The following is a 22,564-nucleotide window of genomic DNA, read 5'->3' as shown; positions in this document are numbered from 1 at the left end:
CGCCGACATCGTCGTGCACTCGGCAACGAAGTACCTCGGCGGTCACGGCGCCGTGGTGGCTGGCCTCATCGTCGACGGCGGCTCGTTCCCCTGGTCGCAGCACGCCGAGCGCTTCCCCGGCCTCAACGAGCCTGACCCCAGCTACAACGGACTCAAGTACGCCGAGGCCGTGGGAGACGGTATCGCCTACATCATCAAGGCTCGCGTGCAGCTACTGCGGGACGTCGGTGCGGCGCTCGCGCCCGCCTCAGCGTGGCAGGTGCTCCAGGGCATCGAGACCCTGAGCCTGCGCCTCGAGCGACACGTCCAAAATGCCCAAGCCGTTGCCGAGTGGCTCGATGGCCACCCGGACGTCGTCAGCGTCAATTACGCGGGTCTGCCCGGCAACCAGTGGCACGAGCTGGCACGCAAGTACGCGCCAAACGGCGCGAGCGGCTTGCTCGCCTNTCGAGCTTCGCGGCGGCGTCGACGCCGGCCGTCGCCTCGTCGAGTCGGTCAAGCTGTTCCGCCACGTCGTGAACATCGGCGACGTGCGTTCGATCGCGACGCACCCCGCGTCGACGACGCACGCGCAACTGACCCCCGAGCAGCAGCTCGAGGCGGGCGTCACGCCCGGTCTCGTGCGGCTCTCCGTCGGTCTCGAGCACATCGACGACATCATCGCCGACCTCGAGCAGGCGATCGCGGCCGCGGTCGCCGCCTAGGCACGGGAAGGCAATAGACTCCAGGGATGCAGTGGTCTGACGATGATTTCCGGGTCGGCGTTCGTTCGCAACGCGTCGACCTCGAGACCCGTCAGCCGGCGCGGATCCGTCCTCCTGCCACCGGCGCGTGGCTGGAGGGCGATCACCCGGGCAACCGGCAGTTTGCCGCGCTCGACGACTTCACCGTCGAACAGGGTGGCACCGTGCCGTTGCGCATTGCCTACGAGTCCTGGGGCACGCTGAACGAGGATCGTTCGAACGCGGTACTCATCTTCCATGCGCTCACCGGCGACACGCACGTCGCTGGCACCGCGGGCCCCGGCCACGCGAGCGCGGGTTGGTGGCCCGGCATGGTCGGCCCCGGCATGCCGTTCGATACCGACGAACTCTTCGTCGTCGCGCCGAACATGCTCGGCGGTTGTCAGGGCACGACCGGCCCCGCTTCCATCTCGCCCGACGGCAGCGAGTGGGGTGCGCGGTTCCCGCGCACGAGCATCCGCGACCAGGTGCGGGCGCAAGCGGCCCTGGCAAACGCCCTCGGCATCCGCAAGTTCCACAGCGTCGTCGGTGGTTCCATGGGCGGCATGCAGGCCCTCGAGTGGGCGATCATGTACCCGGATCGCCTCGAGAACCTCGTCGTGCTCTGCGCGCCCGCGGCGATCGACGCGATGAACATCGCGCAGAATACCCTGCAGGGCGACGCGATCCGGCTCGACCCGGCCTGGCGCGACGGCAACTACTACGACGCCGGCGCGGGTGAGGGCCCATATCGCGGCCTCGCCCTGGCTCGACGCATGGCCATGCTCAATTACCGCAGCGACAGTGAACTCGAGGACCGCTTCGGTCGTGCCTGGCAGTCCTCGGTCTCACCCGCGGGCGGCCACGGTCGCTACTCGGTTGAGTCGTACCTCGACTTCCACGGCAACCGATTCACGCGTCGCTTCGACGCGAACACGTACATCGTGCTCGCCAACGCGATGAGTACGCACGACGTCGGTCGCGGCCGAGGCGGGGTGGATGCGGCGCTCGAGCAGGTGCGCGCCCGCACCCTCGTCATCGGCGTCGACTCGGACACGCTCTTTCGCATCGATACCCAGCACCGCATCGCCGCCGGAATCCCGACCTCGGTTACCGGCGATGTCGCGTTCACGGTGCACTCACCGTTCGGCCACGACGGCTTTCTCCTCGAGATTCGCGAGGTCGGCGGCGCCGTGCGCGCGTTCCTCGCGGACGAGCCGTTGCCGCCGCACGCGGCGGCAACGGCCTAGTTAGCGAGGGTGCCCTCTTCGGAGCTCGCGTCCTCGTCGTCCGTGGTCGCGGCCGGTTCGGCGTCCGCGGCAACCACGGCCCTCGCCGCCTTGAGCGGTCGCATGTACAAGACCGCGGACACGAGTAGCACGACGAGCAGGGCGTTGCGCACGAACAGCGCGAACGCACCGATCGGTGCAGCACCAACGACGGTCCAGTAGAACCACGGGTAGATGTACTGGGTGAGCCCCGCGATGACGAGCGAGATCCACGCGAGCGGCGCGAATCTGCGGCCATCCCAGACCAGCCCGAGCACGATGATCGGCGCGAGCCAGGTCATGAACTGCGGCGATCCGACCTTGTTGAACACGATGAACGAGGTGACCAGCGCGAGCAGCAGCGCTGGGAACACGCGGGCAATGCCGGCGCCCTTGCGGTGCCACCAGAACCCAAGGGCGAGCAGGAGCAGCACCATCACGAACATGAGGGGCGTGAGCACGTCACCGACGAGATCGACGCCCGGGCCCGAAATCTGCTGCGTCAGAATGTCGTAGTCGAATCGCACCTCGTAGTCGCTGTTGCCAAGCGACTTGAGCACGAGGAAGACGCTCGCGGCCGCGGACTCGAGCTGCAGGCCACGGCCGGTCTGCCCGGTGACGAAACTGAAGGCGTTGCGCAGCCCGTCGGTACCGTTGAACACCATGACCGGCAGCAGCACCACTGCGCACGCGATGAGCGCGCCCTGCACGAGCTTCCAGCGGCGCTCGATGATGGCGAATGCGCCGGCGAACGCGGCGGCCGGCCAGACCTTGAACCAGGCCCCGATAGTGAGCCAGAAGCCCGAGGTGCGCACGCGCGAGCGGATCTCAAGCAGCGCGATGAGCACGATCGGCACCGTCAGGGTGTCGATGCGCCCGAGCGCGATGGGCCCGAGCAGCACAAGGAAGGCGAGCCACCACCACGCCGCCGCGCGCCGGAGTCCGGCCGAGGCGTTGCTGTTCTGACGCATCGTGAGCCACCACAACGCGATGCAGTCGAGCACGATGACGATGATCATCCACGCGAGGCCATACGCCTCGCCTGGACCGATCAGGTTCGTCAGGAGCATCGGACCGAGCGCGCCGACCGGGTAAACGAACGCCTCCTGGACACCGGGGAATGAACCGGTGGCAAAACCCGACTCAACCCAGCCGCGGTACACGCCAGTGACATCGTTAAACGGCACCGAAGGGTGCCAAGACGCGACCCAGCCGTAGAAGGCGTGCACGCCGATGAAGAGGAGCCAGAGGGTCCAAAGTTCGTTCTCGAGCGTCCACCGGCGGGGTCGGCCCGGGGCAAAGATTCTCGTCGTCATTTCGCGAGCACCGCCGCGATCACGCCGGGCAACGCCGTTGCGACATCGGACGCGAGGATCGGCCCCCCGTGCGGTCCGTGGTCGAGCATGCTCAGGGGCGCGTGCACCGTCGTCGGCGCCACCTCGATGCCCGCGTTGCGCTGCGACGCAAGCCAGCCAGCGCGGGCGTGCAACCAGGCTCCCGCTGCGACGGTGGTCGCGAGGCAAAGCGGGGCGCCGCGGCCGGCCTGCCCGGCAACAATCGTGCCGATGATGCCGGCGAGCACGTCGCCGGTGCCCGCTGTCGCGAGCCATGAGTTCGGTGCGCGCAGCTTGCGGCGGTCCGCCCCCTCGACGACATAGGTGACGCGGCCCTTGAGCAGCACGGTGCAGCCGAGCAGTTCCGATGCCTCGATGGCGGCTTCTCCCTCGGAGCGCGCCACGTCCTCGGCCGACCAGTCGGCCAGACCGAGCCGGCGCATCAGTCCGGCGAGCTCGCGAGCGTGCGGGGTCACGACGACGCCCTTCATGCCGGGTTCGACGAGCGAGAGGGCCCCAGCGTCAACGATCGCCGGGACACCGCGCTCGAGCGCCTCGGCGAGCAGCCCGCCGCGGTCGTCCTCGCGGGCATCCGGAATCCCGGAGCCGATCACGAGACACTGGTACTGGCCGTGACCGTGCACCACCTCGGGCCGCACGGCGAGCACCGCCGCGGCGACGCGCTCGGGGCCGGCGTAACGAACCATGCCCGCGCCGGCCCGGCAAGACGCCTGCGCGCTCAGCACGGCCGCGCCCGGATACGTCAGCGAGCCCGTCGCCAACTGCACAACGCCGCGACGATACTTATCGTCCTCTTCGCCGGGCAGTTCGAGGGTCGATCGCACATCGGCGGCCAGCACCGCCTGAAACCGCTGCTCATCATCTGACGCAATCATCCCAGCCAATCTACCGGCAAAGACGCTAGCGCCGTGCCGTCGCGTCGTGGACCTCGCCGACGAGCACCTCGATCACGTCCTCGAGGAAGAGCACGCCGATGGTGTCGCCGGTCTTGCTCACGACCCGCGCGAGGTGGCGGCTGGTGCGGCGCAGCGAGGCCAGCGCATCCTCGAGCTCGGTGCCCTCGTAGAGCGAAGTCAGTGAACGAATGCTCGTGGACGGCAGCGGCGAGTCGAACGCGTCATCGGGCACATCGAGCACGTCCTTGATGTGGACGTAGCCGACCGGACCGCTCGCGTCAGCGATGACGTATCGCGAGAAGCCGTACTCGGCGACAGCCCGCTGGAGGTCGTGCGGGGTGCAGTCGGTGGCGAGCGCTCGAATGGCCCCGACGGGCACGGCTACCTCGCCGACGCGCTTCGAGGTGAACTCGAAAGTGTTCGCGAGGGTGCCGGCGTCGTCCGCGAGAATGCCCTCGCGGGTGGACTGCTCGACGATGCCAGCGACCTCGTCGAACGTGAATGCGCTGGTCGCCTCGTTCTTCGGTTTCACGCCCACCGCACGTAGCGAGAGATTCGCGAGCTCGTTGAGCAGCCAGATGACCGGCCGGAACACCTTCGAAAGAAACACGAGCGGAGGCGCCAGCAACAGCACCGCGCGATCCGGCACCGAGAATGCGAGNGTTCTTCGGCACCATCTCGCCAAACACGACGTGCAGGTAGGTCACGAGCAGGAGCACGATAACGAACGCGACGATGGTGACCCACTCGGTGCTGAGCCCCAGCCACGCGAGCGGCCCCTCAAGCAGGTGGTGCAGCGCGGGCTCGGAGACGTTGAGAATCAGCAGCGAGCAGATCGTGATGCCGAGCTGCGTGGTCGCGAGCATGAGCGTCGCGTGCTCCATCGCGAACAGCGCGGTGCGCGCCGACTTTGAGCCGCGATCGGCCCGAGGTTCGATCTGCGAGCGTCGCGCCGAGATGACGGCGAACTCCGCCGCCACGAAAAATGCGTTGAACAGCAGCAGCACGACAAGCCAGACGATGCCCATAAGATCGCTCATCGGTGGCTCCTCTGCCCCTCGTCACCGCGTTCGCGTCGAAGGTGCTCCTCGCGGCTCACGTAACGCTCGCCGGGAACAAACGCGAGGCGGGCGGCGCGACGACCGTCCATCGCCTCGACCTCGAATCGTCCCTCTGGATGCTCCACAACATCACCGACCACCGGCACGCGACCAAGTTCGCGCATGACATAGCCGCCCAGGGTTTCAAAGGGCCCGTCCTCGTCGAGGTGCACGTTGAGTCGCTCTCGCAGCTCGTCGGGGCGCAAGAGGCCGTCGATACTGATGCGGTCGCGGCGCCGGATGATCTCGACCGCCGCGTGGTCGTGCTCGTCGACGAGGTCGCCCACGATCTCCTCGACGAGGTCTTCGAGGGTCACGATGCCGGCCGTACCGCCGTACTCGTCGAGGACAATGACCATCTGGAAGCCCTCGCGGCGCACCTGGCCAAGCACCGCATCCACCGACAGCGTCTCGGGCACGAACACGGCATCGTTCTTAATCGCGCCGACCGGCACGCTGGGACGTCGCTCGCGCGGCACGGCGACCGCGTGCTTGAGGTGCGCAATGCCGGTGATGTCATCGACATCGTCTTCGACCACCGGGAACCTCGAAAAACCAGTGGTGTGCGCGAGCTGGATGAGCTGAGCGACGGAGGCGTCGGCCTGAATCGACTGTACGCGCGAGCGGGGCGTCATGACGTCCTCGGCCGAAAGCTCGCTGAAGCGCAACGTGCGGTTGAGGAGCACCGCCTTGTCGGCCTCGAGTACCCCGACGAGCGCGCTGCGGCGCACGAGACTCGAGAGTTCCTCGGCCGACCGCGCGCCCGAGAGCTCCTCTTGGGGTTCGACGCCCATCGAGCGGATTACGCCGTTTGCGGAGCCGTTGAGCACGCGGACGGCCGGGCGAAACACCGCCGTGAAAACGTTCTGAATGGGCACCACGATCTTCGCCAGCTGCAGCGGCAACGAGAGCGCAAAGTTCTTGGGGATGAGCTCACCGATGACCATGGAGAGCACCGTCGCGATGATCATCGCCACGATCGTGCCGACGGCCGACACCCAATCCACGGGCAGCCCGAGGGCAACAAAGAAGTCTCCGAGCAGGTTCGTGATGGCCGGCTCCATCGTGTAGCCGGTGAGCAGCGTCGTCAGCGTGATGCCCAACTGCGCGCTCGAGAGGTGCGTCGAGGTGTGCTTCAGCGCCGAGATGATCGGACCGAGCCGCTTTTCACCGCGCTGCTGGCGCAGCTCGAGGTCGTTGCGGTCGAGATTCACGAGAGTGAACTCGGTCGCGACAAACACCCCGGTGCCGAAGCAGAGAAGGATGCCGACGGCGAGGAGTAACCAGTCCATAGTTGCGCGGAACTCTACCAGCGACGCCTACCACGAGACCGGCAGCGGCTTGCCCTCCTCGTAGCCGGCGGCCGACTGCAGACCGACCTTGGCGCGCTCGTGGAACTCTCGAATCGAGCGCGCGCCCGCGTAGGTGAAGCTTGAGCGCAGGCCGGTCGTGATCATGTCGACAAGGTCGTCGACGCTCGGTCGCTCCGGGTCGATGAGAATGGTCGAGTTCGAGATGCCCTCCGCGAAGAGCAACTTGCGCGCGCGCTCGTACGGGTCGAGCTTGCTAAACCGGCCCGCGACGGCGCGTGACGACGCCATGCCAAACGACTCCTTGTAGCGGCGTCCCTGGGCATCCGTGAGCACCGTGCCGGGCGCCTCGACGGTGCCTGCAAACCACGAACCGATCATGACCGCGCCCGCGCCGGCCGCGAGGGCCAGCGCGACATCGCGCGGGTAGCGCACGCCGCCGTCGGCCCACACCGTCGCGCCATACTTCGCCGCTTCCTCCGCGCTCTCGAGCACCGCCGAGAACTGGGGTCGCCCCACGGCCGTCATCATGCGCGTCGTGCACATCGCNCGGGGCCGACGCCGACCTTGATGATGTTGGCGCCGGCGTTGACCAGGTCACGCGTGCCTGCGGCCGAGACGACGTTGCCCGCGACGATCGGCACGCCGAGTTCGGCGCCGCGCACTCCCTCGATCGCGCGCAGCATCGATTCCTGGTGTCCATGCGCCGTGTCGAGCACGAGCACATCGGCGCCAGCCTCGACGAGACGGCGCGCGCGAGCGACGACGTCGCCATTGATGCCGACGGCGGCGGCGACGCGGAGGCGACCCAGCGCATCCACCGCGGCCGGATAGATGCTCGAGCGCAGCGCGTCGGCTTGCGAGAGCGAACCGATCAGTTCGCCGTCACGACGCACGGCCGCGAACTTGCCCGGCAGCGCTTCGAGTTCATTGAATGCAGATCGGGCATCCTGCGATACCGAAAGTTCGGGAGCGGCGAGGTGCGTGAGGTTGTCGAGGGTGGCATCGGCGGGGATGTGCTCGAGGTCGCTCGCCTGCAGCAGCATGCTGATCCCGGCGTCGCGTTCGACGGCGATCGCCTGGCCCGCGACGGCCGGCACGTGCGTGAGCACCTCCGCAACGGTGGTCTCACCAGAGAAGCGGAACGGGCTGGTAACCAAGGGGTCCTGCCCCTTCACCCAGGCGAGCTGCTCAAGCGCTGCCTCGTCGTCGAGGTCCTGCGGCAGCACTGCGAGGCCGCCGCGACGCGCGAGGGCCGCGGCCATACGCTCACCCGACACCGCGTTCATGTTGCTGGCAACCAGGGGGATGCGCATGCCGGTCTCGTCCGGCGTCGAGAGATCGACGTTGAGGCGCGAGCCAACGTCGGAACGCGACGGCACGAGGAAGACGTCGGAATAGGTGAGGTCATGCTGAGGCACTTGGCCGTAGAACTGCATATCACCAAGCCTAATCTTTCCCACAACTGTGCCTGGGGACTGATGTAGGTGTCTGCAAGGAAAAGTCGTTAGGCTTGACGACCGGACGCTGCCTCTTCTTGGTGGCGTCAAGAACGTCAATTTGAGTAGAAGGCGGCGATTTTCGCGTGTCGACGACCACCGGTCCGGAATCCACCAGCTCAGTGCCTGACTTCGGAGCCAATGACTGGCTCGTAGAAGAGATGTACGCGAAATTCAAAGAGGATCGGAGCAGCGTCGATGAGGCCTGGTGGCCGACCCTCGAGCGCTACGCCGCTTCGCAGTCAGCCTCAGCACCCGTGAGCGCGTCAAAGCCGACCGCGCCCGCCCAGCCTGCTGCCTCGGCGACCGCGCAGCCCGCCGCCAGCAAGCAGAGCCGCACGACGGCCCGCCCGGCGACCGCCGCACCGATTCCCGCCGAGGCTCCCGCCAAGACCGAGAAGAAGGATGCCGCGCCCGCCGCCGAGCGCCAGGCCGAGACCACCGCGCTCAAGGGCATGGCAAAGGCCATCGCGAAGAACATGGACGACTCGCTGTCGATCCCGACCGCGACGAGCTACCGCGAGATCCCCGCGAAGCTGATGATCGACAACCGTATCGTCATCAACAACCACCTGCGCCGCACGCGCGGTGGCAAGATCTCGTTCACACACTTGCTCGGCTACGCGCTCGTGCAGGCGCTGAAGAAGTTCCCGAGCCAGAACGTCTACTACGACATCGTCGACGGCAAGCCCTCGGTCATCCAGCCCGCGCACGTGAACCTCGGTATCGCCATCGACGTGCAGAACAAGGACGGCTCGCGCGGCCTCGTCGTGCCGAGCATCAAGGCCGCCGAGGAGATGAACTTCCGCGAGTTCCTCGAGGCCTATGAAGAGCTCATCAAGAAGGGCCGCACAGGCAAGCTCACCGCGGCCGACCACGCCGGCGCGACCATCTCGCTCACCAACCCGGGCGGCATCGGCACCGTGCAGTCGGCCCCGCGCCTCACGCGCGGCCAGGGCGCCATCTTCGGTGCCGGCGCGCTCGACTACCCAGCCGCCTTCCATGGCATGGCGCAGGAGACGATCGACAACCTCGCGATCTCGAAGCGCCTGACTGTCTCGTCGACCTACGACCACCGCGTCATCCAGGGTGCCGGCTCGGGCGAGTTCCTGAAGATCGTGTCGGAGCTGCTTACCGGCGGCGAGGGCTTCTACGAGGAGATCTTCGCGTCGCTGCGCATCCCGTACAAGCCGATCACCTGGTCGAAGGACGTCCACGTCGACGTCGCGGCCGCGGTGAACAAGACCGCCCGCGTGCAGCAGGTCATCAACATGTTCCGCGTCCGCGGGCACATGATGGCCGACATTGACCCGCTGACCTACGTGCAGCGCACCCACCCCGACCTCGAGATCGAGTCGCACGGCCTCACTTTCTGGGATCTCGAGCGCCACTTCGTGACCGCGGGCTTCGGCACCAAGCGCACCATGAAGCTGCGCGACATCCTCGGCATCCTGCGCGACACCTATTGCCGCACGATCGGCATCGAGTACATGCACATCCAGGACCCGGAGCAGCGCACCTGGTTCCAGGAGGAGCTCGAGCACCCGTACGTCGCCCCGACGCACGACGAGCAGCTGCGAATCCTGACGAAGCTCAACCAGGCCGAGGCCTTCGAGACCTTCTTGCAGACCAAGTACGTCGGCCAGAAGCGCTTCTCGCTCGAGGGCTCGGAGTCGGTCATCGCACTCATCGACCAGATTGGCCAGGATGCGGTCGACGACGGCATCCAAGAAATCGCCATGGGCATGGCGCACCGCGGCCGCCTCAACATGCTGACAAACATCGCGGGCAAGACCTACAACCAGATGTTCCGCGAGTTCGAGGGCGCGAAGGCGGGGCGGGTCACCGGTTCGGGCGACGTGAAGTATCATCTCGGCATCGAGGGCACGTACACCTCGCCCAAGGGCGGCGAGATCCCGATCTATCTCGCCGCGAACCCGTCGCACCTCGAGGCCGTCGACGGCGTACTCGAGGGCATCGTGCGTGCGAAGCAGGACCGCACCGACGCGCAGACCTACGACGTGCTCCCCGTGCTCGTGCACGGTGACGCGGCCATGGCGGGTCAGGGCATCGTCTACGAGACCCTGCAGATGTCGCAGTTGCGCGGCTACCGCACCGGTGGCACGATCCACGTCGTCATCAACAACCAGGTCGGCTTCACGACCTCGCCGCAGGACGGCCGCTCGTCGATGTACTCGTCGGACGTCGCGAAGTCGATTCAGGCGCCGGTCTTCCACGTGAACGGTGACGACCCCGAGGCCGTCGCACACGTCGCGTCGCTCGCGTTCCGCTACCGCCAGCGCTTCAACCGCGATGTCGTGATCGACCTCGTGTCCTACCGCCGCCGCGGCCACAACGAGGGCGACGACCCGTCGATGACGCAGCCGCTTATGTACGACCTCATCGAGAACAAGCGCTCGGTGCGTAAGCTCTACGCCGCTAACCTCGTCGGCCGTGGTGACCTCACCATGGAGGAGTACGAGAAGGCGCAGTCGGACTTCCACTCGGAGCTCGAGCGTGCGTTTGCCGAGACCCACGAGGCGCACACCGCATCGATCTCGGCGCAGGAGCTCTCGACCGTCGGCTCGAACGAAGAGCAGCGCCCGTCGGAGCCCGAGTCGACGGCCGTCGACCAGGACGTCGTGACCACGATCGGCGAGGCGCACAGCAACCCGCCGGAGGGCTTCACTGTGCACCCGAAGCTCCAGCGCGTGCTCGATAAGCGCGCGAAGATGTCACAGGAGGGCGACATCGACTGGGCCTACGGCGAGCTGCTCGCCCTCGGCTCACTCGTCATGGAGGGCACCTCAGTACGCCTGGCCGGCCAGGACTCGCGTCGCGGCACGTTCACGCAGCGCCACGCGCTGCTGCACGACCGCAAGACCGACCAGAACTGGATTCCCCTCCAAAACCTGTCGGAGTCGCAGGCGAAGTTCACGGTCTACGACTCGCTGCTGTCGGAGTACGCCGCGCTCGGCTTCGAGTACGGCTATTCGGTGGAGCGCCCCGACGCGCTCGTGCTGTGGGAAGCCCAGTTCGGTGACTTCGTCAACGGTGCGCAGGTCGTGATCGACGAGTTCATTTCGTCGAGTGAGCAGAAGTGGGCCCAACGCTCGAGCGTCGTGCTGCTGCTCCCCCACGGCTACGAGGGCCAGGGCCCCGACCACTCGTCGGCGCGCATCGAGCGCTTCCTGCAGCTCGCGGCGCAGGACAACATGACGGTCTCGCAGCCGTCGACGCCGGCGAACTACTTCCACCTGCTGCGCCGCCAGGCCTACGCCCGACCGCGCAAACCGCTGGTGGTCTTCACACCGAAGTCGATGCTGCGTCTTCGCGGCGCGACCTCGCCGGTCGAGGGCTTCACGTCGGGCAAGTTCCAGACGGTCCTCGACGACACCCGCGTGGCTGACAAGGCCGCGGTGAAGCGCGTCGTGATCCACTCCGGCAAGCTCCACTACGACCTCCAGCAGCAGCTCGAGAAGTCGGACGACCAGTCGGTCGCCCTCGTGCGCCTCGAGCAGTACTTCCCGCTGCCCCTCGACGAGCTCAAGCAAACCCTCGCGCAGTACCCGAACGCCGAGCTCGTCTGGGCACAGGAAGAGCCCGAGAACCAGGGTGCCTGGAGCTTCCTGCTGTCGGGCCTCGCGCCGAAGCTCGACCGTCCGCTCGCCTCCGTGACGCGACCCGAGGCATCCGCCCCATCGGTCGGCACCATGAAGGCGCACCAGGAACAGCAGCAGGCGCTCATCAACAGAGCCCTCGGCCACTAACGCCAACACGCAAACGGCCGGCCCGGAGCAACAGCTGCGGGCCGGCCGTGTTGTTGACGAGGGGCGCTGTCAGTAGCCCTTGACGAACTTCTTGTTCGTGCTGGTTCGCAGCCACGCGGGCGATCGGCCTCGCCCCGAGAAATAGCGAATCTCGACGTGGGTGCCCGCCGGCACGTGGCGCCTATGACCCCCCATTCGCCCAACACGGCATACCTTCGTTAGCTACGAACTGCCCCGTCGCCTGAACGAACGTACCGATATTGAACTGGCGTGCCCGCTCGCAGGCATCCGTCACCTTTGCGGTCATCAGATTGCCGACAGTCCTGACGCGGCTGCTTCGCTCGTTTCGTCCCCTGGCGCGCTGCGTGATCGCTACAACGATGAGCCGCGCCTCGATGTCGAAGCGCGCCGAACATCGCGGTGCCGACCGCGCCGCAGAACAGCATGCCGGGGATGTTGAACCGGGTCGCGGCGGAAACAAAAGCCGACCCCGTAGCGTGCTGCGGGGTCGGCTGCGTCTCGGCCTCGGGTGCCGAAGACGGGGTCTATGCAGGTGCGCCACCGCGCAGCGAGCTGAGGACCCGGGCGCGCAGTTCCTCGGGCGCGACTTCTTCATTGCACGAGCGACGAACAACCTGCGTGATCACCTGGTTGACGTGGGCCTCGCCCGAGCAGTCTTCGCATGTCGCGAGGTGCTCCTTGATGGCCTCACGATCCGTGGTGCATATTTCCTGACGCAGGTACTCCTCGAGTTCCAGACGTGCTTTATCGCAGCCACAGTCGGTCATGATTCCTGCTCCCTTCCAATTCCGTATTCCCCGGCGTAGTCGCGGAGTCGATCCCGGAGCAGCTTGCGCCCTCGGTGCAATCGACTCATGACCGTGCCCGTGGGGGTGTCCATGATTTCGGCGATGTCCTTATAGGAGAAGCCCTGCACATCAGCGAGCAGCACCGCGACCCGGAACTCCTCGGGAATCTCAGCCAGCGCATCCTTCACGGCATCGGACGGAAGGTTGTCGACCGCCTCCGCCTCAGCTGACCGTGAGGTGGTCGTCGACGTGTACGACTCGGCACCGCCAAGCTGCCAGTCCTCAAGCTCCTCGAGTGGGTTCTGGTAGGGCGTGCGCTGCTGCTTGCGATAGTTGTTGATGTAGAGATTCGTCTGGATGCGGTACAGCCAGGCCCGGAGGTTGGTGCCCTGCTTGAACGACTTGAACGACTGAAACGCCTTCGTGAAGGTCTCCTGCACGAGGTCTTGGGCGTCGGCTGGGTTGCGCGTCATGCGCATCGCATGGCCGTAAAGCTGATCGAGCAGCGGAATCGCCTGTTCCTCAAAGAGCGTTGCGAGGCTCGTCGAGTCGTCGGCGTGGTCGCTGGCACGCCGCGGTGCATCATCACTGGAATTCATCGCAGACGAGTCTACGGTGAGAACCCTTGTTAACACGGCGCTCATCGTCCTCCATTCCCGGTCTGCCGATGCAATGCTTCATCCCTCGCGCGCGGTTGCGCGATAGTGTGTGTAACCGATGGAGATCTTCAGATATTCCGGCGATGAGTTCGATTTGTACGGCGACGGCGTGCACGAGGCGACTTCCGGCGAGCCCGGCTATTGGCGGGCCCCGATGGCCGAGGTGCCGCTCAATGCCGATATCGAGGTACCCGGTTCGAAGTCACTGACCAACCGCGAGCTCGTGCTCTCGGCGATCGCCCACGAGCCGACCACGCTGCACGCTCCGTTGCACGCGCGCGACACGATCCTGATGGCACAGGCCCTCGAGGAGCTCGGCACGGGCATCGAGCGGGTAGCCAGCTCACACAACGCTTCCGACGATCTCGTCATCACGCCGACGGAAGAGCTCTCCGGCGGTGTCTCGATCGACTGCGGTCTCGCGGGCACGGTCATGCGCTTCGTCCCGCCACTCGCCGGCCTCGCGCTGGGCCCGGTCACGTTCGACGGTGACGAGGGCGCGCGCCGACGCCCGATGGCCCCCACGCTCGCGGCGCTTCGCGGCCTCGGGGTCAAGGTGAGCGGCGACACCGGCGAGCGCCTCCCGTTCTCGGTGCAGGGCACCGGACGCATCCCCGGCGGCGTGCTCGACATCGATGCCAGCGCATCGAGCCAGTTCGTCTCAGGCCTGCTGCTCGTGGCGCCCCGCTTCGAGCAGGGGCTCACGCTGACGCACACCGGTCAATCGCTGCCGTCGTCGCCCCATATCAACATGACGCTCGATGTCCTGACGCGTCGCGGGATCAGCGCCGAGGCGATCGACTCGCGTACGTGGCGCGTCGAGCCGGGCGACATCGCCGGCGGCGGGATTACGGTCGAGCCCGACCTCTCGAACGCCGCGCCCTTCCTCATCGCGACCATCATTGCGGGCGGCACAGTGCGCATCCCCAACTGGCCCGCGTCAACCACGCAGGTCGGCGACCTCTTGCGCGAGCTGCTGCCGCGCTTCGGCGCCGAGATCACGCTCGAGCACGGTGTGCTCACATGCACCGTCGAGCGCGGCATCGTCGCCGGCACCCGCCCCGCCGGCGTCGACCTCGACCTGTCGGTCGGCGGTGAGCTCGCCCCGAACATCGCGGGCCTGCTCGCGCTTTGCGAAGGCGAGAGCAATATTCGCGGCGTGGGTCACCTCCGCGGGCACGAGACCGATCGCCTCGCTGCCCTGGCAACCGAGCTGAACCGCGTCGGCGCCGACGTCGAGGAGACCGAGGACGGCCTCATTATTCGGCCGGCCCCGCTGCACGGTGCGCTCTGGCAGTGCTACGCCGACCACCGCATGGCCACGACCGGTGCGCTGATCGGACTCGCGGTCGACGAGGTGCAGCTCGACGACGTCGAGTGCACCACGAAGACGTTGCCCGACTTTCCGGGCATGTGGCGCACCCTGCTCGGCGAGCAGGACGACGCTGAGTCTCCGATTTCGCTCGATTCGCTGCTGGACCTCTAATCGTGGGGTGGGACCGCACCGACGCATTCGACGCGTACGGCGATTTCGATGAGGACCGCGTGCGTGTGCGCGCACCGCGCCGGGGCTCGCGGCCCCGCACCAAGCAGCGCCCCAGCCACGAGGATGCGGTGCCCGGTTTCGTCACGACAGTGAACCGGGGGCGCTATACCTGCCTCGTCGGCGAAGGCGCGCCCGTGATCGCGGGGATACCCGAAGGCGCCGCACACCGCGTGGTCGCGACCACTGCGCGCGAACTCGGCAAGAAGTCGGTCGTTGTTGGCGATACGGTTTGGCNTCGTCGGCGACGTCACCGGCGGCGACGGTTCGCTCGCGAGGATCATCCGGGTCGAGGGCCGCCGCACCCTACTGCGTCGCTCGGCCGACGACTCTGACACCGTCGAACGCATCATCGTCGCGAACGCCGAGCAACTCTGCGTCGTGGTCGCGGCCGCGAATCCTGAACCCCGTCCTCGGCTCATCGACCGCTACCTCGTGGCCGCCTTCGACGCCGGTATCTCACCGCTCCTCATGATCACGAAGACCGACCTGGCCGACCCCGAGGCGGTGCGCGAACTCGTCGCGCCGCTCGATGTGCCGGTGTTTACCTCGGCGCTCGGCGAGCCACCCCACGAGGAGTTCCTCGCTTCGCTCGCCGACCGCGTCACCGTCATGGTCGGACACTCCGGCGTCGGCAAATCGACCCTCGTCAACGCCATTTCACCCGACGCCCAGCGCGCGACTGGGCACGTTAACGAAGTCACCGGGCGCGGCCGACACACGAGTTCGTCGTCGCTCGCCCTGCCCGTCGTCCCCTCCGGCTGGATCATCGATACCCCCGGCGTTCGCTCGTTCGGGCTCGGGCACGTCTCCCCCAACGCGGTGTTCGCGCCGTTCGGAGAGCTCGCGGAGATCGTCGCCGAGTGCCCCCGCGGATGCACGCATCTCGAGGATGCCCCCGACTGCGAGCTCGATGCCGCGGCCGAACGGGGCGAGCTTGATGCGCTCGGCCGGGCACGCGTGGCCTCGCTGCGCCGACTCATTGTCTCGATGAGCGCGTCCGAGGGCTAAGGTCGCGGGCGTGCTGCGATAATCCAGCTATGGCCCTCGAACTGCTGCATCCCATCACCGCCGATCTTCGCCTTGCCCGGCAGCTCGCCGATCTCGCGGACGAGATCTCGATGCGGTACTTCACGGCACGCGACCTCGGCGTGTATGTGAAGGAGGACCGCACCCACGTCACCGATGGCGACCGCGCCGTCGAGCGGGCCATCCGCCAACGTCTCGAGCAGGAACGCCCGAGCGACTCGGTCTTCGGCGAGGAATACGGCACGCAGGGCACCTCTCGCCGGCAATGGATCATCGACCCGATTGACGGCACCGCAAACTTCATGCGCGGCGTACCAATCTGGGCCACCCTGATCTCACTCGTCATCGATGGTCGCCCCGAAGTCGGCGTCGTGTCGGCCCCCGCGCTCAACCGCCGCTGGTGGGGTGCTACCGGGCTCGGCGCCTACCTCGACGATGACCTCGCCGACTCGAACACCGCGACCGACCGCCGCATCGAGGTCTCGGGCGTCGAGTCGTTCGATAAGGCACAGATTAGCTACGGATCACTCAAGTACTGGCAAGAGGAGGCCTCAGTCGAGCCGATTCTCGAGCTCAACAAGCGCGCGTGGCGCTCGCGCACGGTCGGTGACTTCTGGCCGTACATGCTCGTGGCCGAGGGCGCGTTCGATCTCGCGTGTGAAGTCGGCCTGCAGCCCTACGACCTGGCCGCGCTGGTGCCGATTATTGTAGAGGCGGGCGGAACGTTCACGGCCATCGACGGCGCCGAGGGCCCCTGGCACGGCACGGCCCTTGCAACGAATGGCCTGCTCCACGAAGCGGCGCTCGCGCTGTTCAGGAGCTAGCCGAGGTCTCTCGCCGTACGCGCGGAACGTCGCTGAGCGGCGAAGTCGAGGGCGGCGATGATCACGGCGACCACGCCGACGGCGATCACGAAGACCATGGCCCACGCGAACGCCGCGCGAAACGCGGTTTCGGTGCCCTCGTTCGAGAGGGCGAAGTAGATCGAGGTGCCGATCGCGATGCCCATTGCGTTGCCGAGTCGCTGGCCCACCTGCATGAACGAGCCGGCGACGCCGGCCGACTCGAGCGGCACATCCTTCACCGTACGCATTTGATTCGCGGGCATTACTATGCCGGGCGCAACCCCCGCGAAGGCGAGCACGATCGCCATCAGGATGGGCATGGCGGCGCCGTCGGCGAAGGCACCGAGCAACGCGAGCGCGACCAATGCGAGCGTGAACAGCGACGCGCCGATCAACACCATCGAGGCCGCGTGACGATAGGTGTAGCGGCCCGCGATGGCCGAGACGATCGCCGAGATGATCGCGTAGGGAATCGTGATCATGCCGACGATGACCGCTTCATGGCCGAGGCCCTGCTGATTGAACAGGGTCATCAGGAAGAACATCGGCGGCATGATCGCGAAGAACAACGACGTAAAAATGACCCCGTACCGGTACGAGGGATGCTGGAACAGGGTGAAGTCGATGACCGGGCTCTTGCCCTCCCGCACGTAGCGGCGCTCCCACAGGTAGAACGCGACGGCAAACACGACTGCGCCGAGCAGCATCCACCATCGTGCCGGGCTGTCGGCCGAGGTGCCGGTCGTCAGCACGAACGGCAGCATGATGAGCAATACCGTTCCGGCCATGAGGAACACGCCGGGGAGGTCGAGGTCGTTGCTGGCGTTGTGACGCTGGCGCCCCGGCAGCAGCCAGATCGCGAACGGCAAGATGATGAGGCCGATCGGCACGTTCATGCCGAAGATCCAGCGCCAACCCCACTCGTCGCCGAACGCACCGATGAACAGGCCACCGATAGTCGGGCCGAATGCCGTGCCGAGGCCGATCGCTGCGCCGAAAATACCGAACGCCGACCCGCGCTCCTTGCCCTGAAATAGGTTCTGGATGAGACCGATCACCTGCGGCATGAGGATGCCCGCGGCCACACCCTGCAGCAGTCGCGAGAGCACGAGGATGCCGGACGACGGCGCGAGCATGCACGCGAGGCTCGCGGTGACATAGACCGACAGCCCGATGACGAACATCGCCTTGCGGTTCCAGATGTCGCCGAGGCGACCCGCTGGCACGAGGCAAATGCCGAACGCAAGGATGTACCCGGCGACGATCAGCTGCGCCTCGGACGACGAGGCGCCGAGCGTTGTCTCGATCGGCGCGATCGCGACGTTGACCTTCGCGAGGTCGAGGATCGTCGCGATCGCGACGGCGATGCAGACGATGAAGGCGGGCCAGCGGTTCTGCTGCGTCGTACGGGTTTCTTGCACCTGCGCAGTCTAGGCCGCCGCGGCGACGCCCTAGGACATCCGGCGAAGCAAACGAAGCGCGTTGTGGAATGTGACCGAGTTTGACAGCGTGGCCGGCGGCTCGGGCGGCGGACGATACGGTGAACAAACCAAGACTGAAGGATAACTATGTCGACCGAACGGATCCGCACGAGCCACGTTGGCTCGCTCCCCCGCACCAAGCGCCTGCTCGAAACCAACGCGCGCCACCAGGAAGGCGCCCTCAGCTGGGACGAGTTCACCGGTGTTCTGCACGAAGAGGTCGTTGCCGTCGTCCAGCGCCAGATCGACACTGGGATCGACATCGTCAACGATGGCGAGTACGGCCACCTCATGACCCAGTCGGTCGACTACGGCGGGTGGTGGAACTACTCGTTCACGCGCCTCGCGGGTCTCACCCCGAGCACGGCCGGCGACCGCTGGGACGAGAACGGCGAGGTCATCACGTCGGAGCCCGGCAAGGTTCGCCTCGCCGACTTCGCTCACCGTCGTGACCGCACGCTGTTCCACGATGCCTACCTCGACCCTGAGAACGGCGTGCTCGCGGGGCGATCGAAGGCCACGCCGCCGGCGATCACCTCCGAACTACGCTACATCGGCCAGGACGCGGTGGCGGCCGACGTCACCGGCCTCCGCTCCGCACTCGACGAGCTTGGCGCCGCCAATGACGGTTTCGTCGCCGCGCTCTCGCCCGGCTCGGCAGCCCGACTCAAGAACACGTTCTATGAGACCGACGAGGACGTCGTGTGGGCCAGCGCCGAGGCGCTGAAGGAGGAGTACAAGGCGATCGTCGACGTCGGATTCATCGTGCAAATCGACGACCCGTCGATCGCCGAGAGCTGGGACCAGGTCGTGCCCGAGCCGACGGTCGAGGACTACCTTGCCTTCACACAGGTTCGCGTTGATGCCCTGAACCACGCGCTCGAGGGGCTGCCCGCGGACCGCGTTCGCTTCNCCGCACACGACCGACATCGAGTTCCGCCACCTCATCGACCAGATGCTGACGATCAACGCGGGCACCTACTCCTTCGAGGCGGCCAACGTTCGCCACGCGCACGAGTGGAAGCTGTGGCGCGACGTGAAGCTCCCTGCCGGCAAGCAGATCGTGCCCGGCGTGGTCTCGCACTCGACGAACGTAGTCGAGCACCCGGAACTCGTGGCCGACCGCATTGAGAACTTCGCGTCGGTCGTTGGCGCCGAGAACATCATCGCGTCGACCGATTGTGGCTTCGGCGGCCGCATCCATCCCGACATCGCGTGGGCGAAGCTCGAGTCGCTGACCGCGGGCGCGCAGCTCGCGTCGCAACGACTGTTCGGCTAGTCTCGCCAGGCGCTATGCCGACGGGTTCTTGTCCTCAAAGGTAATATCGCGCAAGTCCTTGATTCGATCAAACGGCAGCCCGTTCGATCGGGTCGAGGGCTTGCTGCGTTTCTGGTGCTGCTCAACTAGGTATTCGATGGCGAGCTCGTAGCCGAGCGTTCCCGCACCCGCGATCACCGCATCCGCCTGGGGCGACACATATGAGGTGTGCCGGAAGGGCTCGCGACGGTGCACATTCGAGATGTGCACCTCGACGGTCGCCGTCTCGGCGTACTCCAGCGCGTCGTGGATCGCCACCGACGTGTGCGTGTAGGCCCCGGCGTTGAGCACGATGCCCTCGGCGTCAGTACGGGTGCGCTGGATCAGTTCGATGAGCTCGCCCTCGTGATTCGTCTGGTAGCACTCGACCGTCGCGCCGTGCTCCGCTGCCCGGCGCGCGCACCGCGACTCGATGTCAGCGAGGGTTTCGGTGCCGTAGACCTCGGGGTTGCGGCTGCCCAGCGTGTTGAGGTTGGGGCCGTTGAGAACAAAGATGCGCATGCTCGCAGTGTAGGCGCGCATCGACGAGCGCCAGGCTCGGCGAGCGGTATGGCGCCCGACCCATCGAAAAANGACACCGATGCGGCTCGGGACAATCGTGGAGGTGGAGGGAATTGAACCCTCGTCCATCGCGACGAGTCTGCGGCTTCTCCGGGTGCAGTTTGCCAAACGTTTTACTTGGTCCCGACCATTGGGGCAAACACCTTGGTCGACGGACCCAGTCACAGTTAGAGTCCCACGAAACCCTGCAACACAGTTTCGTAGCAAGCGTTCAAAATGACGTCAGGATCTAGGTCGAACGCAAACCTAGGCTGACGGACTCGAGCTCGCTACTTAGGCAGCGAGGGCGAAGTCAGTGCGCTTGTTATTGGCACTTATGTTTTGCGAGGGGCGTTTACGAGATAACCCCGCGTCCTCGACCCGCTTCACGCAGTTTCCCCAACGATGTCGAAACCGATCACCCCCGAGACTGCGAAGCTCGTGCATCGCTATTGAGTTGTATCCGATGAAACACCGGGACGTTCGAGTATATTCCATTTCGGCGTGTAACCCAAGCCTGATTTCTGCTGCGCCCCGCGTCATTTCGCCCACCGACTCCGTATTGTTAGCTCTATGAGTTGGAACGATGGCAGCGCCGGCCCGTTCGGCCGCAACAATGACGACAACAGGCCCGAAAACGAGCCTGAGCACAACCCCACGGCGGGTGCGGGTGCGAACGACGACGCGTCGTCGACCCCGGCGATGCCCGACCTTCCCCCGCTGCCGCCGCTCGGCACCCCCGAGTCGGATGCGGCGAGCGGCCCGAGCGCCGAGCCCCAGGCCCCCGCGGGCAACGACACTTCACAGACCGAGTCTTCGGGCGGCTGGTCTGCCTTCGCCCCACCCGCGTTCGGCGCGAGCTCGAGCGACTCGACCGCATCCGCCGACGCACCCGCGCCGCCCTCGTTCGTCGCCTCGCCGAGCGAAGCAGACGAGAACGCGAGCGACGGCTCGTTCGCCGCGGCGCTCGGCGCGGATGGCGATGCCCACGCCGCACGCGAGGAAGCCGCGCACGACGAGAGCGCAACCCAGGCATACCCGACCGCGGGATTCCCGGCCGACGTCGCGGACGATGCCCCCACAACTCCGTACGAGCGCGAGGCCCTGAACGAGGGCGCGAGCTCGTCGCCTGACTCACAGCCAACGCAGGCGTACACCATGCCGTCGTTCCAGACCGAGGCACCCGCAACCCAGCCGTTCGGGGCGCCGCCCGCCGCGTTCCCCGGTGACTCGCGCAACGGTCCCAGCGCCGGCTACGGTGCTCCCACGGCTGGGCCGGGTGGCCCGGGCGGCCCAGGCAGCAATGAGCCGCCCCGCTCCGAGCCGAAGAAAAGGAAGCCGTGGTTCCGCCGCACCGGCTTCATCGTGACCGCCATCGTCGCCGTCATCGTCATCGCCGCCGCCGCGATCGGCATCCCGTGGTTCATCCACAATCAGAACGTGCAGCGCGGCGACGACCTCGCCGCCACGTTCCAGCAGGAGTTGAAGGACTACAACGCCGCTTGGAACGCCGAGAACCTCGCGGCTGTGACCGCGCCCGAGATCTCCTCGGTACTCTCGGCCTCGAGCCAGACGTTCTTTGACCTCACCACCGACGGCATCGACTCGCTGAGTTCGGCGTGCGGCGACATCGCGGGCGGCCAGGACACGCGCCAGCACCTCGCCGACACCACGGTTCCGGAGCTTCCTGCCGATGAGGGTGCCGAGGCATCCGAGGCATATCAGCAAGCGCAGGCCGATGCCGACGCGCTTGCCTCCTCGCGAGACGCGGCCGAGACCTTCCTCACACAGTCAGACGCCTACCTCGCGGCGCAGCAGCAAGTCTGCGACTCGCTGCCCGCCTACGCGGAGCTGCAGCAGAACTACCGCGACGACCTCAACACGACGATGCCGGACGCCTACGTCATCGAGAACGGTGGCGAAATCACGACGAACGACGGCGCGATCTACTTCCCGTGCTCGAACGCGTCGGGTTGCCCCGACCTCTATAACGACGACACGCGCGAAACCTTCGCCGCGGCCTACGAGTCGACCTATGTCGACTACTACGCCGGGCTCGCGAAGCAGTACAGCGAGAACTGCTTCCTCGACGCATTCCAGTCGGTCTGCGATGTCGCGGCGACGGAGTACCAGAACGCCGCCGACGCGAACCAGGCGGTCGTCGACCACCTGCGCAACACGGCCCCCACGGTTGAGGTTGGGCAGACGCTCTACCCCGACCTCGACGGCCTGATCCAGGACGCGCAGTCGGCCGAGGACGCGGCGGCTACCGCCGTGCTCACCGAATGGCAGTCGATCGAGCCGAACGTCGGTTCCTCACTCACCCGCACCGGTTCATCGATCGCGACCTACCTCGATGGCCTGAAGAGCGACGCCGACTCGACGGCGAGCGCGATTATCGGCTAATCGAACCTCCAGCC

The 22,564-nt window shown here is 66.6% G+C and carries 13 protein-coding genes, 1 other RNA gene and 5 pseudogenes; 9 read left to right on the top strand and 10 right to left on the bottom strand.

The features are described from left to right. Positions 1 to 13: 13 nt before the first annotated feature. From ID132_RS15545 to metX, 3 genes and pseudogenes are all read left to right on the top strand, one after another. Positions 14 to 394, top strand: a pseudogene (locus ID132_RS15545) (PLP-dependent transferase); the annotation flags it as partial. A 121-nt stretch (positions 395 to 515) separates the two neighbouring features. Further along, entirely contained in the window at positions 516 to 704 is a 189-nt protein-coding gene (locus tag ID132_RS15540; RefSeq protein WP_459562455.1) for a PLP-dependent transferase, read from the top strand. 26 nt (positions 705 to 730) lie between these two features. After that, positions 731 to 1,972, top strand: coding sequence for a homoserine O-acetyltransferase MetX (gene metX, locus ID132_RS07225; RefSeq protein WP_125106093.1), 1,242 nt, complete (start codon positions 731 to 733; stop codon positions 1,970 to 1,972). On the opposite strand, the gene ID132_RS07220 is transcribed toward metX, so the two are convergent. From ID132_RS07220 to guaB1, 5 genes and pseudogenes are all read right to left on the bottom strand, one after another. Continuing rightward, positions 1,969 to 3,306 carry a glycosyltransferase 87 family protein gene (locus ID132_RS07220; RefSeq protein WP_125106094.1) on the bottom strand — a complete coding sequence of 446 codons (1,338 nt, stop codon included), beginning with the start codon at positions 3,304 to 3,306 and terminating at the stop codon, positions 1,969 to 1,971. The genes metX and ID132_RS07220 overlap by 4 nt on opposite strands. Further along, positions 3,303 to 4,220, bottom strand: coding sequence for an ADP-dependent NAD(P)H-hydrate dehydratase (locus ID132_RS07215; protein ID WP_125106095.1), 918 nt, complete (start codon positions 4,218 to 4,220; stop codon positions 3,303 to 3,305). The genes ID132_RS07220 and ID132_RS07215 overlap by 4 nt, the downstream gene beginning before the upstream one ends. A gap of 25 nt (positions 4,221 to 4,245) precedes the next feature. Beyond that, positions 4,246 to 5,281: pseudogene (locus ID132_RS07210) on the bottom strand (hemolysin family protein). Further along, on the bottom strand, positions 5,278 to 6,633 hold the full coding sequence (locus tag ID132_RS07205; protein ID WP_125106097.1) for a hemolysin family protein: 1,356 nt from the start codon (positions 6,631 to 6,633) through the stop codon (positions 5,278 to 5,280). Before ID132_RS07205 ends, ID132_RS07210 begins: the two are co-directional and overlap by 4 nt. A gap of 27 nt (positions 6,634 to 6,660) precedes the next feature. Then, positions 6,661 to 8,090, bottom strand: a pseudogene (gene guaB1, locus ID132_RS07200) (GMP reductase). A gap of 146 nt (positions 8,091 to 8,236) precedes the next feature. On the opposite strand from guaB1, the gene ID132_RS07195 reads away from it, so the two are divergent. Further along, the gene (locus tag ID132_RS07195) at positions 8,237 to 11,920 is read left to right on the top strand and encodes a multifunctional oxoglutarate decarboxylase/oxoglutarate dehydrogenase thiamine pyrophosphate-binding subunit/dihydrolipoyllysine-residue succinyltransferase subunit (protein WP_193128246.1); all 3,684 of its coding nucleotides are present in this window, start codon (positions 8,237 to 8,239) and stop codon (positions 11,918 to 11,920) included. 545 nt (positions 11,921 to 12,465) lie between these two features. On the opposite strand, the gene rsrA is transcribed toward ID132_RS07195, so the two are convergent. Both rsrA and ID132_RS07185 read right to left on the bottom strand, forming a co-directional pair. After that, a complete protein-coding gene (gene rsrA / locus ID132_RS07190) occupies positions 12,466 to 12,708 on the bottom strand; it encodes a mycothiol system anti-sigma-R factor (protein ID WP_125106100.1) in 243 nt (80 codons plus the stop codon). Beyond that, entirely contained in the window at positions 12,705 to 13,328 is a 624-nt protein-coding gene (locus tag ID132_RS07185) for a sigma-70 family RNA polymerase sigma factor (RefSeq protein ID WP_193128245.1), read from the bottom strand. Before ID132_RS07185 ends, rsrA begins: the two co-directional genes overlap by 4 nt. 118 nt (positions 13,329 to 13,446) lie before the next feature. Between ID132_RS07185 and aroA the strand changes: the two genes are divergently transcribed. The 3 genes and pseudogenes from aroA to ID132_RS07170 all read left to right on the top strand — a co-directional run bounded on the left by aroA (position 13,447) and on the right by ID132_RS07170 (position 16,784). Then, the gene (gene aroA, locus ID132_RS07180; RefSeq protein ID WP_193128244.1) at positions 13,447 to 14,874 is read left to right on the top strand and encodes a 3-phosphoshikimate 1-carboxyvinyltransferase; all 1,428 of its coding nucleotides are present in this window, start codon (positions 13,447 to 13,449) and stop codon (positions 14,872 to 14,874) included. A 2-nt stretch (positions 14,875 to 14,876) separates the two neighbouring features. Beyond that, positions 14,877 to 15,942: pseudogene (rsgA, locus tag ID132_RS07175) on the top strand (ribosome small subunit-dependent GTPase A). Positions 15,943 to 15,971: 29 nt separating this feature from the next. Beyond that, positions 15,972 to 16,784 carry an inositol monophosphatase family protein gene (locus ID132_RS07170; RefSeq protein WP_125106104.1) on the top strand — a complete coding sequence of 271 codons (813 nt, stop codon included), beginning with the start codon at positions 15,972 to 15,974 and terminating at the stop codon, positions 16,782 to 16,784. On the opposite strand, the gene ID132_RS07165 is transcribed toward ID132_RS07170, so the two are convergent. Beyond that, entirely contained in the window at positions 16,781 to 18,226 is a 1,446-nt protein-coding gene (locus ID132_RS07165) for an MFS transporter (protein ID WP_125106105.1), read from the bottom strand. The genes ID132_RS07170 and ID132_RS07165 overlap by 4 nt on opposite strands. A 147-nt stretch (positions 18,227 to 18,373) precedes the next feature. Between ID132_RS07165 and ID132_RS07160 the strand changes: the two are divergent. Further along, positions 18,374 to 19,565: pseudogene (locus ID132_RS07160) on the top strand (cobalamin-independent methionine synthase II family protein). Positions 19,566 to 19,577: 12 nt separating this feature from the next. Here ID132_RS07160 and aroQ read toward each other — a convergent pair. Together aroQ and ssrA are read right to left on the bottom strand one after the other, a co-directional pair. After that, entirely contained in the window at positions 19,578 to 20,105 is a 528-nt protein-coding gene (aroQ, locus tag ID132_RS07155; RefSeq protein ID WP_125106107.1) for a type II 3-dehydroquinate dehydratase, read from the bottom strand. Positions 20,106 to 20,200: 95 nt separating this feature from the next. Further along, positions 20,201 to 20,570: a transfer-messenger RNA gene (gene ssrA, locus ID132_RS07150) on the bottom strand. 147 nt (positions 20,571 to 20,717) lie between these two features. Between ssrA and ID132_RS07145 the strand changes: the two genes are divergently transcribed. Beyond that, positions 20,718 to 22,550, top strand: coding sequence for a hypothetical protein (locus tag ID132_RS07145; RefSeq protein WP_193128243.1), 1,833 nt, complete (start codon positions 20,718 to 20,720; stop codon positions 22,548 to 22,550). The last annotated feature ends 14 nt before the right edge of the window (positions 22,551 to 22,564 follow it).

Source organism: Gulosibacter sediminis (assembly GCF_014904065.1).
In the GTDB taxonomy this organism is placed as follows: domain Bacteria; phylum Actinomycetota; class Actinomycetes; order Actinomycetales; family Microbacteriaceae; genus Gulosibacter; species Gulosibacter sediminis.
The sequence above is the reverse complement of the archived record's forward strand: the minus strand, read 5'-3'. Positions and strand labels throughout refer to the sequence as shown.